Here is an 11342-nt window from a genome sequence, read left to right as displayed (position 1 = left end):
CTGGGAGCGTGTTGGTGACGGTGGGGCACGGGGCCGCCGACCGGGAGCGGTTGGGGGAGTTGCTGGCGGGCGCCGGGGTGGCGCTCGTCGTGGACGTGCGACGCTATCCGGCCAGCCGGACCAACCCGGACGTGCGGCGGGAGGAACTCGAACGCTGGCTGCCGCAGCGGGGCATCGACTACCGGTGGGAGCCCCGGCTCGGCGGCCGCCGGCACGTCCGCGCCGGTGAGCCCGAGCCGGACACCTGGTGGACCGTCGCGGCGTTCCGTGCGTACGCCCAGTACACCCGGACGCCGGAGTTCGACGCGGCGCTGGACGAGGTGCTCGCCGACGCGGCGCGCCGGACCACTGCCGTGATGTGCAGCGAGAGCGTGTGGTGGCGCTGCCACCGGCGGCTGATCGCCGACGTGGCGGTGCTCGGTCGCGGGGTGCCCGTCGCGCACCTCATGCCCGACGGCCGGCTCAGCCCGCACCGCCCCGCCGAGGGCGGCCGCCGCCTCCCCGACGGCCACCTGCTCTGGGACGGCTGACGCACCACCACCGCCCGCGGGCGCGCCGGCTCAGTCAGCGAGTTCGTCGGCGAGCAGGTCCATGAGCACCGCGTCGTGCCAGCGGCCGTCCGCGCCCCGCTCGTAGCGGCGCATGATGCCGACCGGCCGGAACCCCACCTTCGCGTACGCCCGGATCGCGGCGGTGTTCGCCGCCGCCGGGTCGATGGTGAACCGGTGGTGCCCGTACTCGTCGACGAGGTGCCGCACCAGGGTGCGGATGGCGTCCCCGCCCAGGCCGGCGCCGCGCGCCACCGGGTCGAGGAAGATGTCCAGGCTGGCGTGGCGGTAGTCGGGGTCGGTCTCCGCGTACCACTGGATCGCGCCGACCAGCCGGCCGTCGTGCTCGATCGCGTAGACGGTGACATCGTCGTCGGCCAGGTCGGCGCGAACGGCCTCGGCGAGGTCGTCCCCGCCCCGCCACCAGCGGCGCACCTCCGGGGTGGCCCGGATCGCGGCGAGGGCCGCCACGTCGGCGTCGGCCGCCGGCCGCAACGTCACCGCCCGCCCCCGCAGCACGATCAGCCCCGGATCTCGCCGTGCTCGACGCAGACCGCCGACCAGCCGGTCGGCACGACCTGCACCTTCATCCGCCGCCGGCAGAGCGCGCACCAGCGCGGCGGCTCCAGCGCCCGGGCCGCCGCGCACGCCTCGTGCGGGCCCGCCGCCACGGACTCGCCGCAGCGGTCGCACCAGCGCGGCGTCGCGGCGCCGGCGGGATCCGCCGGCGGTGCGGGCTCGACAAGCTCGGTCACGTCGTCCTCACAGGGTGGCGGAGAGCGCCTTCACCGGCATCTTCAGGTCGTCCAGCAGTTGCAGGTCGGCGGTCGCCGGCCGGCCCAGCGTGGTCAGGTAGTTGCCGACGATCACCGCGTTGATGCCGCCGAGCAGGCCGTCGCGGGTGCCCAGGTCACCGAGGGTCAGCTCCCGGCCGCCCGCGTAGCGGAGGATGGTGCGTGGCATGGCCAGCCGGAACGCGGCGATGGCGCGCAGCGCGTCTTTGCCCTCCACCACCGGGCGGTCGGCGAGCGGGGTGCCCGGACGGGGGTTGAGGAAGTTCAGCGGCACCTCGTGCGGGTCCAGCTCGGCGAGCTGCGCGGCGAACTCGGCGCGTTGCTCCACCGTCTCGCCCAGGCCGAGGATGCCGCCGCAGCAGACCTCCATGCCGGATTCGCGGACCATCGTCAGGGTCTCCCAGCGCTCCTCGAAGGAGTGCGTGGTGACCACGTTCGGGAAGTAGGAGCGGCAGGTCTCCAGGTTGTGGTTGTAGCGGTGCACGCCCATCGCGACCAGCTCGTCGACCTGCTCCTGGTTGAGCATGCCGAGCGAGGCGGCGACCTGGATGTCGACCTCCGCCCGGATGGCGGCCACGCCCTCGCGCATCTGCTTCATCAGCCGCGCGTCCGGGCCGCGCACGGCGGCCACGATGCAGAACTCGGTCGCCCCGGTCGCCGCGGTCTGCTTCGCCGCCTCGACCAGTGCCGGAATGTCCAGCCAGACGGAGCGGACCGGCGAGGTGAACAGGCCGGACTGCGAGCAGAAGTGGCAGTCCTCCGGGCAGCCGCCGGTCTTCAGCGAGACGATGCCCTCGACCTCGACCTCCGGGCCGCACCAGCGCATCCGCACCTCGTGGGCGAGCTGGAGGGCGGCGGGCAGGTGCTCGTCGGGCAGGTTCAGCACGGCGAGGACACCGGCCTCGTCGAGGCCGACGCCGTTCTCCAGCACCTGGGTCCGGGCCTGGTCGAGGATCTCTGACATGGCTCGTACCCTACAAGGCCGCTCCGAGCCCGGGAAACGGCCGCGTCGGGCCCTCGCGAGCAGGCCCGGCGAGCCGGACAGCGCCACGCCGGGGCCCTCCGGCCGGGTGGTAACTTCGCCCCGCGGAAGCGCCCGGTGGGGCGACGGGTCTGGGGAAGGAACGTGACGGTGGCGGACTGGCTGGCGGCCCTGGACCGCCGCGCCGAGCTGCGGGCCAAGGCGGGGCTCACCCGCACGCTGCGCCCGCGCGCCGCCGGCGACGCCGTGGTCGACCTGGCCGGCAACGACTACCTCGGCCTGGCCACCCACCCGGAGGTCACCGCCGCCGCCGGCCGGGCGCTGTCGGCGTACGGGCTGGGCGCCACCGGGTCGCGGCTGGTGCGCGGCTCCACCGACCTGCACCACGCCCTCGAGGACGACCTGGCCGGCTGGCTCGGCGTCGACCGGGCGCTGGTCTTCTCCTCCGGCTACCTGGCCAACCTCGCCGCCGTCCGGGGCCTGGTGCAGCCGCGTACGCTGCTCGTCTCCGACGCCCACAACCACGCCTCGCTGATCGACGGCTGCCGGATCTCCGGCGCCGAGACGATCGTCACCCCGCACGCCGACGTCGACGCGGTGGCCGCCGCGCTGGCCGCCGCCCCGGGCCGCCCGGCGGTGGTCGTGACCGAGTCGGTGTTCTCCGTCGACGGCGACCTCGCCCCCCTCGCGGCGCTGCACGCCGTGGCCCGCCGGCACGGCGCGCTGCTGCTGGTCGACGACGCGCACGCGCTCGGCGTCACCGGCCCGGCCGGGGCCGGCGGGGTGGCCGCGGCCGGGCTGGCCGGCGAGCCGGACGTCGTGGTGACGGCGACCCTGTCCAAGGCGCTCGGCGGGGCCGGCGGGGTGGTGGCCGGTCCGGCGGAGTTCGTCCGGCACCTGGTGGAGACCGGCCGCACGTTCATCTTCGACACCGCGCCGCCGCCCGCCGTGGTGGCCGGGGTACGCGCCGCGGTGCGGCTGGCCCGGTCCGGCGAGGGCCTGCGCGCCGAGCTGGTCGAGCGGGCCGCGCTCGTGGTGCACCGGCTGGGCGGGGCGGGCCTGGAGGTCTCCGCACCCGACGCGGCGGTGGTCTCGGTGACCGCCCCCGGCCCGGAGGCGGCGACCGCCTGGGCGGCCGACTGCCGGGACCGGGGCGTGGCGGTGGGTTGCTTCCGGCCGCCGTCCACCCCGGACAGCCGCTCCCGGCTCCGGCTGACCATCAGCGCGGGGGTCGACCGGGCCGACTTCGAACGGGCGCTGGACGTGATCGTGGACTGTGCACCGTGAGCGCGAGGACGGTTTCGCGGGCCCGGCGGGCGCGGACGGAGGAGGGGTCATGAGCAACGGCAACGGCTGGACCGGGCCGGTGTTGGTGACCGGCACGGACACCGAGGTGGGCAAGACCGTGGTGACCGCGGCGATCGCCGCCGCCGCGCAGGCCGCCGGGCTGCGGGTCGCGGTGGTCAAGCCCGGCCAGACGGGTACGGCCACCGGCGAGCCCGGCGACGTCGACTCGGTGACCCGGCTGGCCGCCCCGCTCACCGGACGGACCCTGGCCAGCTACCCGGACCCGCTGGCCCCGCTCGCCGCGGCCCGGGTCGCCGAGCTGGAGCCGCTGGAGCTCTACACCGCGGTCGACGCCATCCGCGAGGAGGCCGACAAGCACGACCTGGTGCTCGTCGAGGGCGCGGGCGGGCTGCTCGTACCCATGGGGCTGCGCCCGTCGGGCGAGCCCTGGACGGTGGCCGACCTGGCGGTGTCGCTGGGCGCCCCGGCCGTGGTGGTGGTCCGCGCGGGGCTGGGCACGCTCAACCACACGGCGCTGACCCTGGAGGCGCTGGAACGCCGGGCCATCCCGGCCGGCGTGGTGATCGGCGCCTGGCCGGGTGAACCGGAGCTGGTGCACTGGCTCAACCTGTCCGACCTGGTACCGAACCTGCTGGGCGCGGTGCCGATGGGCGCCGGGGGGATGGACCCGGGGGTGTTCCGCCGGTCCGCCCCGGGCTGGCTCACCCCGGCCCTCTACGGCGTGCTCGACGACTGGCGCGCCTGGGCCGAGGAGATCAGCTGAGCACCTGACTTTCGTCGGTGCCCGCTCCGGCCGTCCGTGGGTAGCCTGGCCGCCGTGGAAGCGCCGCGAACCCCGCCGCCCGGCCGGCGCCGGGCCGGTGACCTGCTGCTCTGGGCCGTGCTCGCCGCCCCGGTGGCGTATGCCGGGCTGACCCCGCCCTGGCCGCGCCATGCCGCGCCGTTGCTGGCCGCCTCGCTGGCGCTGCTCGGCCTCGCGGTGGCGGTCGGCCGCCGCTGGCCCCTCGCGGCGCTGCTGGCCGTGGTGCTCGGCTCGCTGGTCGACGGCAACTTCGTCTTCGGCATCCCGGTGTTCAGCTACCTGGCCGGCCGGCGCAGCGCCCGCGCCGGCCGGGTGGCCGCCGTCTTCGGCGCCATCGCGGTCGCCGGCACCGCGCTCAACCTCGGGCTGTTCGGCACCAACCCGGGCACCTGGTTCCTGCTCGCCTCGGTGCTGCTGTTCGCCGGGGTCTTCCCCTGGCTGCTCGGGCGGCTGCGCCGGCAGCAGCGGGCGCTCGCCGAGGCCGGGGAGCGGCACGCCGAGGCGGAGGAGCGGGAGCGGCGGGCCGCCGTGGAGCGGGTACGGCTGCGCGAGCGGGCCCGGATCGCGCAGGACATGCACGACTCGTTGGGGCACGACCTGAGCCTCATCGCGCTGCGCGCCGCCGCGCTGGAGCTGGCCGCCGACCTGCCGCCCGCCCACCGGAGCGCGGCCGGGGAGCTGCGGGCCAGCGTGTCAGCCGCCACCGAACGGCTGCACGACATCATCGGCGTGCTCCGGGAAGAGCGGTCCGGGTCGCTGCGTCCGGCCGGTGAGACGGTGGCGGAGCTGGTCGACGGTGCCCGCGACGCCGGGATGGCGGTGGAGCTGCGCGCCGACCCGGACGGCGGGGACCTGCCGCCGCTGGCCGCGCACGCCGTGCACCGGGTGGTCCGCGAGGCGCTGACCAACGCCGCCCGCTATGCCCCGGGCGCCCCGCTGACCGTCACCGTCGGCCGGGCCGGCGGGGAGGTGGCGGTGTCGGTCGTGAACGGGCGGCCGCCGGCCGGACCGCTGCCGGGGCCGGCGTCGCACGGCTCGGGGCTGCTCGCCCTGCGCGAGCGGGTCCGCCTGGCCGGGGGCGTGCTCGACGCCGGCCCCCGGGACGCCGGGTTCGCCGTCACGGCACGCCTGCCGATCACCACCGCACCGGCGCCGGTCGGTCACGAGCCGACCCGGGCGCCGGTCGATCACCAGCCGAGCCGGGCGCCGGTCGATCACGAGCCGAGCCGGGCGACGGCCGGAAACGAGCCAGTCCGGGCAACGGTCGATCACGAGCCGAGCCGGGTGCCTTTCGGGGACGAGCCGGCGGATGACCCGGCACGGAGCGTGGCATGGTCCGACGGACCCGAGGACGGCGGCGCGGGCGATGCCCGGCCTGGTGGGACCGCGGACGGCCGGCCCGGAGAGGCGGCGCGGCGGCTGCGGGAGGCCCGGCGGCGGGCCCGGCGCAGCCTGCTGGTGGCGTTCGGCGCCCCGGCCGGCCTCGCCCTGGTGCTCGCGCTGGTCTACTACCCGCTCGCCACGGCGGGCGCGGTCCTCGACCGGTCCGGGTACGAGCGGCTGCGCCTCGGCGAGGAGCGGGACGCCCTCGGGCTGCCCCGCCGGCAGGCCGACCCGCCGGCCGAGGGCGCGACCGCCGGCTGCGAGTACTACACCGACGGCAACTTCCCGTTCGCGGAGCCGACCTGGCAGCTCTGCTTCACTGACGGCCGGCTGGTCAGCAAGGAGCAGATCGCGCAGTGAGCGACGACCACGGGCGCCCCCTGCGGGTGGTGCTCGCCGACGACGAGGCGATGGTGCGCGCCGGGGTGCGGGCCATCCTGGCCGCCGACCCGGGCATCGAGGTGGTCGGCGAGGCGGGCGACGGCCACGCGGCCGTGGAACTGGTCCGGGCGCACCGGCCCCGGGTGGCGCTGCTGGACATCCGGATGCCCCGGCAGGACGGGCTGGCCGCGGCGGCGGAGATCCGGCGGCTGGTGCCGGAGACGGCCGCGGTCATGCTCACCACGTTCGGCGACGACGACCTGATCGCCCGGGCGCTCGGTCACGGTGCGAGCGGGTTCCTGCTCAAGTCCGGCGACCCCCGGGAACTGCTCGCCGGCCTGCGGGCGGTGGCCGACGGCGGGGCGTACCTGTCGCCGCGGGTGGCACGCCGGGTCATCGAGCTCAGCGGTGGCCGGCTGGCCCGCGGCCCGTACGCGCGCGATCGGCTGGCCGGGCTGACCGACCGGGAGCGGGAGGTGCTCGCCCTGGTCGGGGCGGGGCTGTCCAACGCCGAGATCGCCCGCCGGCTGCACCTCGTCGAGGGCACCGTGAAGAGCTATCTGACCAGCATCTTCACCCGGCTGGACGTGCGTAACCGGGTGCAGGCGGCGATCCTCGCGTACGAGGCGGGGCTGGTCCCGCCCACCGGCTGACCAGCCCCGCCCCGCTCAGGCGTCCCGGCGGCGCAGCGCCCAGCGGCCCAGCGCCAGCGCGGCGACGGCCCAACCGGCGAGCACCAGCAGCCCGACCGCCGCCGGGTAGGGCTCGGTGTCCCCGGCGAGGAAGTGGTTGCCGGCCACCCCGGGGAACGCGTCGGCGATCCGGGTGAGCACGGTGATCCCCGGCTCCTGGAGCGACAGCGGCACGATCATCAGCAGCGCGAAGAGCACGGTCAGGGTGAGCACCGCGCCGCGCAGTGCCGCCGCCAGCCCCAGCGCCAGCACGCCCAGCAGCGCCAGGTACGCGGCCGAGGCGACCACGTCGGCCACGGTGCCGCCCAGCGGGGCCCGGCCCCACTCGCCGAGCACCGGCCGGGCGACCGCCGCGCCGACCGCGCCGACGAGCAGCCCGGTCAGGAACGTCACCGCGCCGACGACGACGGCCTTGGCCGCAAGCACCCGGCCCCGGGAGGGGGTGCAGCGCAGCGTCGTCCGGATGGTGCCGGTGGCGTACTCGCTGCTGATCGCGAAGAGGCCGAGGGCGAGCACGACGTACTGGGTGAGCTCCAGCGCGCCCGCGACCACCTCGCCCACCGGGACGATCCCGGGGTTCACGGTCGGGTCGTCGTCGGTGTTCGCGTTGACCGCGTAGATGGCGAGCTGGCCGGCGGCGGCCGCCATGGTCAGCACGGCGGCCAGCAGGGTCCACCAGGTGGACCGGACCGACCAGAGCTTGGTCCACTCGGCGGCCACCGCCCCGGTGAACGGGCCGCTGGTCGGGGCGGGCCGGGACGCCGGCCGGGTCGGGGTGGCGGTGGGCAGCGCGGTCATCGGGTCTCGCCTCCGGTCGGGCCGGCCGCGTACTCCACGCTGCCGGCGGTCAGTTCCAGGAACGCCTCTTCCAGCGAGGCGGCCACCGGGGTCAGCTCGTGCAGCCGCACCCCCAGCTCGTACGCGAGGTCACCGACCCGGCCGGCCGTGACGCCGGTGACGGTCAGCCCGTCCTCGTCCGGGTTGACCGCCGCCCCCTCGGCGCTCAGCCGTGCACCCAGGGCCGCCAGGCCGGCCGGCTCGGGCCCGCGTACCCGGACCGAGCTGGCCGGGCGGGCGGCGATCAGGTCGGCGAGCGGCGCGTCGGCGACGAGCCGACCCCGGCCGAGCACCACCACCCGGTCGGCGGTCTGCTGCATCTCGCTCATGAGGTGGCTGGAGATCAGCACCGTCCGTCCCTCGTCGGCGAGGCCCCGGGTGAACCGGCGGATCCACCGCACGCCGTCCGGGTCGAGCCCGTTGACCGGCTCGTCGAGCAGCAGCACCGGCGGGTCGCCGAGCAGCGCCCCGGCGATGCCGAGCCGCTGGCCCATGCCCAGCGACAGCGCGCGTCCCGGCTTGTCGGCGGCCCGCCCGTCCAGCCCGACCAGGTCGAGCACCTCGTCCACCCGGCGGGCCGGGACGCCGTTGCTGCGGGCCATCGCCCGCAGGTGCGCCCGGCCGGAGCGGGCCGGGTGCACGCCGGTGGCGTCGAGCAGCGCGCCGACCTCGTGGAGGGGGTACCGCAGCTCCCGGTACGGCCGGCCGTTGACCAGGGCCTGCCCGGCGGTCGGCCGGTCCAGCCCGAGCACCATCCGCATGGTGGTGGATTTGCCCGCGCCGTTCGGGCCGAGGAAGCCGGTCACCTGCCCCGGTCCGATCTCGACGGTCAGGTCGTCGACCGCGGTGGCCGCGCCGAACCGTTTCGTCAACGCACGAAGTGTGATCATGCACTGACGGTAGGCAGCGGCGATGGTGGCGCACCGCCACCGATCGGCACCGCTGCAACCTGACTTTCGTCAGGTCCGGCGGACCACGAACGCGTCGGGCATCCGGAAGGTGAGGTTGTCCGGGCACCACGGCGGCCGGACCACGGTCACGCCGTCGAGCAGCGGCGTCGCCTCGGCCACCACCACGGCCGCTTCCATCCGGGCCAGCTGCGCCCCGACGCACCGGTGCGGGCCGGCCCCGAAGGCCAGGTGCCGGCGGGAGCCGCGCTGCCCCGGCCGGAACTCGCCGGGCGCGGCCACCACGGCCGGGTCACGGCCGGCCCGGGCCAGCCAGGCGACGATGCTGGTGCCCGCCGGCACGGCGACCTCGCCCAGGGTGGTGTCCACCGCGGCCACCCGCCGCCAGGTGACGATGGGCGGCTCCAGCCGCAGCCCCTCCTCGACCACGTCGGCCACCGCGACCTCGCCCGCGCGCAGGCCGGCCCGCACCGCCGGTTCGCCGGCCAGCCGGTGCAGCAGCAGGGTGAGGAACTGGGAGGTGGTCTCCTGGCCGGCGACCAGCAGGAAGAAGAGCGCGCCGACCACCACGTCGGGGGAGTGCCCGGCGTCGCGCAGCCGGGCGGCCAGCCCGCCCCCGGTGACGGCGAACGCGCGGAGCACGGTGTGGAACCGGCTCACCTCGGCGGCGAGGGCGAGCTGCCGGGCGGAGTCGAGCGGGGCCCAGAACAGCTCCAGGGCGGCCCGGGCGAAGTCCTTGACCGCCTCCACCGGGGCGTCCGGCAGCTCGACCAGCCGGGCCAGCACCAGCAGCGGCAGGTCGGCGGCGAGTTCCGCGTAGAGGTCGACCGGCTCGCCCGCGGCGAGGGCGGCGGCGAGCCGGGTCACCCGCTCCCGCACCACGCCGGTCAGCCAGGGCTGCTGCGCGGCCACCCGGTCCGGGTGCAGCGCGTCGGCGACGATCCCGCGGATCTCCGGGTGGCTGGCCGCCGCGTTGTTCGCCAGCGTCGGTGGCAGCCGGAACCGGTGCCCGGCGAGCACCCGCAGCGCGGCCACCGGCATCGGGGTCACCGCGTCGAGGGCGTTGTCCGGCCGGAAGGTCGCCGGGTCGGTGAGCAGCCGCCGGACCAGCGCGTGCCGGGTCACCACGAGGTGCGGCACGCCGACGTGGTCGAGCACGGTGGCCGCGTCGGGCCACGGTCCGTCGACGGACTCGCCCCAGCCCTGGAACAGCACGGCGTCACGCTAGTGCGGTGTCCACTAACGTTCACCGGGTGTCCGGTGGGGGTTGTGGATCCTCGCCTTTTGGGCGAGCGACTCCCCACCGGGTGGTGGGGCGGGCCTCCGCGGGCCAACTGATCCTCGCGCCGCCTGGTGTGGGCGGCGGGGGTCACGTCGGGACTGGCCGGCACCGGGGAGGTGTCGGCCGGCTCGACGGTGCGTGACCACCCCAGGCACCACGACCCGTGGTGTGGGGGTGGTGGTGCCGCCGCCCGGGATACGGGTGGCGATGGTGGCGGCCGCGACGAGGTCACGGTGCCCAGTAAACGCGCAGTGCGGGCAGGACAGGGTCCGGCCGCGGGGTTTCGGCACCCGCCGCCGGCAGGCCGGGCAGGTCGACGAGGTGCCACGTTCGTCGACGAGGGGGACGGTGATGCCGGCCAGGACAGCTTTGTCGGTGAGGACCTGCAGGAGCCGGCCGATCTGCCACTGCCGCAGCCGCAGGTTGTGCCGCCGCCCCGCCGGTAGGTCGAGCACCCCACGCGGGTCACCCACGCGCAGCACACCCACCCGCTCGCGTACCGCCCAGGACACCACCTGGCGGGCGGCCTCGTGTTGGGCCTGACGCACCCGACGCCGATGCCGGCCCTCCACCAGCCGCGCCCGACGGCGGTACTGGCGCCACCGCCGTGACCCCTTCTGCCCCGGCTTCGGGGCCCGCCGGGCGACCGCACGGCGGCGGGCCTTCGTATCCGCCAGATGCATGCGGTGCTCGGCGCGGATCGCCCGCCCCGACACCAACAGCCCCGCACCGTCAGGGCCGGCCACCGCGTACGGGTGGATGATCCCCAGGTCCACCCCGGCCACCCTTGCCGGGTCCGGTCCCTCACCGGGCGGGTACGTCGCCACCGGCACTTCAGCAGTGACGTCCAGGAACAGCCGGCCGCCCTCACACAACAGCGTGATCGACCGGACCTGCTCGACCGGATAGGGAGGAGTGCGCGCCAGCCGCACCCACAACGGCGCGGTGCCTCTCGCCGTCGGGATCCGCACCCGGTCGCCGTCGAGGGTGAACGTGCTGTGATACCAGCGCACCGGCATCAACCCCCGCCGCCGGCGCGGGAAACGCGCCGACACGTCACCGTCCTTGCGGCGTTTCGTCGCCGCGAACCACGCGTCGGAGAACCGGCGCAACACCGACCGGGCACCCGTCGAATCCAACTCCCCGAACGTGCCCGGCCCCGACACCGACAACTCCCGACACAACTCCTGATACCCAGCCAGCGACGCATCCCGGCGGCGACGTCGCCACCCGTTGACCTCCAACACACACGCCCACACATCACCGGCCGAACGCAACAGCCCGAAACACCGCCGCCGCTGCCCTGACGTCACCCGCAACGCGATACGAGCCGTGCGGTGAACGACCGGCGGCATACCAGGATCCCGACGACGAGGCACAACCCCACCCAACACCACCAGTACGACAAACTTTTCCGGCAACCGA

At 76.1% G+C, this 11342-nt stretch carries 12 protein-coding genes; 5 read left to right on the top strand and 7 right to left on the bottom strand.

Features of this window, described 5'->3' with window-relative positions:
* The first annotated feature begins 8 nt into the window (after positions 1 to 8).
* Positions 9 to 530: a DUF488 family protein gene (locus ACFYPD_RS13490; RefSeq protein WP_387112606.1), complete on the top strand. Its 522-nt coding sequence runs from the start codon at positions 9 to 11 to the stop codon at positions 528 to 530.
* A gap of 30 nt (positions 531 to 560) precedes the next feature.
* Here ACFYPD_RS13490 and ACFYPD_RS13485 read toward each other — a convergent pair whose 3' ends face one another.
* From ACFYPD_RS13485 to bioB, 3 genes are read right to left on the bottom strand one after another with little or no spacing between them, the layout of a single operon-like run.
* Entirely contained in the window at positions 561 to 1070 is a 510-nt protein-coding gene (locus ACFYPD_RS13485; protein WP_387113379.1) for a GNAT family N-acetyltransferase, read from the bottom strand.
* A complete protein-coding gene (locus tag ACFYPD_RS13480; RefSeq protein ID WP_387112604.1) occupies positions 1070 to 1303 on the bottom strand; it encodes a hypothetical protein in 234 nt (77 codons plus the stop codon). The genes ACFYPD_RS13485 and ACFYPD_RS13480 overlap by 1 nt, the downstream gene beginning before the upstream one ends.
* 7 nt (positions 1304 to 1310) lie before the next feature.
* Positions 1311 to 2306, bottom strand: coding sequence for a biotin synthase BioB (bioB, locus tag ACFYPD_RS13475; protein WP_387112602.1), 996 nt, complete (start codon positions 2304 to 2306; stop codon positions 1311 to 1313).
* A 168-nt stretch (positions 2307 to 2474) separates the two neighbouring features.
* Here bioB and ACFYPD_RS13470 point away from each other — a divergent pair, with 168 nt between their 5' ends.
* Genes ACFYPD_RS13470 through ACFYPD_RS13455 form a run of 4 tightly spaced genes read left to right on the top strand, consistent with a single transcriptional unit; the run spans position 2475 to position 6851 of the window.
* A complete protein-coding gene (locus ACFYPD_RS13470; protein WP_387112600.1) occupies positions 2475 to 3611 on the top strand; it encodes an 8-amino-7-oxononanoate synthase in 1137 nt (378 codons plus the stop codon).
* A gap of 49 nt (positions 3612 to 3660) precedes the next feature.
* On the top strand, positions 3661 to 4395 hold the full coding sequence (bioD, locus tag ACFYPD_RS13465; protein WP_387112598.1) for a dethiobiotin synthase: 735 nt from the start codon (positions 3661 to 3663) through the stop codon (positions 4393 to 4395).
* A 54-nt stretch (positions 4396 to 4449) separates the two neighbouring features.
* The gene (locus ACFYPD_RS13460; protein WP_387112596.1) at positions 4450 to 6177 is read left to right on the top strand and encodes a histidine kinase; all 1728 of its coding nucleotides are present in this window, start codon (positions 4450 to 4452) and stop codon (positions 6175 to 6177) included.
* Positions 6174 to 6851 (top strand): response regulator, encoded by a 678-nt coding sequence (locus ACFYPD_RS13455; RefSeq protein WP_387112594.1) that lies wholly within the window; start codon positions 6174 to 6176, stop codon positions 6849 to 6851. The genes ACFYPD_RS13460 and ACFYPD_RS13455 overlap by 4 nt, the downstream gene beginning before the upstream one ends.
* A 15-nt stretch (positions 6852 to 6866) precedes the next feature.
* Here the strand turns inward: ACFYPD_RS13455 and ACFYPD_RS13450 are convergent, their stop codons facing one another.
* The 4 genes from ACFYPD_RS13450 to ACFYPD_RS13435 all read right to left on the bottom strand — a co-directional run bounded on the left by ACFYPD_RS13450 (position 6867) and on the right by ACFYPD_RS13435 (position 11272).
* Entirely contained in the window at positions 6867 to 7688 is an 822-nt protein-coding gene (locus ACFYPD_RS13450; RefSeq protein WP_387112592.1) for an ABC transporter permease, read from the bottom strand.
* Positions 7685 to 8617: an ABC transporter ATP-binding protein gene (locus ACFYPD_RS13445; RefSeq protein ID WP_387112590.1), complete on the bottom strand. Its 933-nt coding sequence runs from the start codon at positions 8615 to 8617 to the stop codon at positions 7685 to 7687. Before ACFYPD_RS13445 ends, ACFYPD_RS13450 begins: the two co-directional genes overlap by 4 nt.
* A 69-nt stretch (positions 8618 to 8686) precedes the next feature.
* A complete protein-coding gene (locus ACFYPD_RS13440) occupies positions 8687 to 9850 on the bottom strand; it encodes a cytochrome P450 (protein WP_387112588.1) in 1164 nt (387 codons plus the stop codon).
* Between the two features lie 24 nt (positions 9851 to 9874).
* Positions 9875 to 11272: an RNA-guided endonuclease InsQ/TnpB family protein gene (locus ACFYPD_RS13435; RefSeq protein ID WP_387112586.1), complete on the bottom strand. Its 1398-nt coding sequence runs from the start codon at positions 11270 to 11272 to the stop codon at positions 9875 to 9877.
* Positions 11273 to 11342 lie beyond the last annotated feature (70 nt).

The sequence above is a fragment of the Micromonospora sp. NPDC005299 genome, from assembly GCF_042872345.1.
Classification (GTDB): Bacteria; Actinomycetota; Actinomycetes; order Mycobacteriales; family Micromonosporaceae; genus Micromonospora.
The sequence above is the reverse complement of the archived record's forward strand: the minus strand, read 5'-3'. Positions and strand labels throughout refer to the sequence as shown.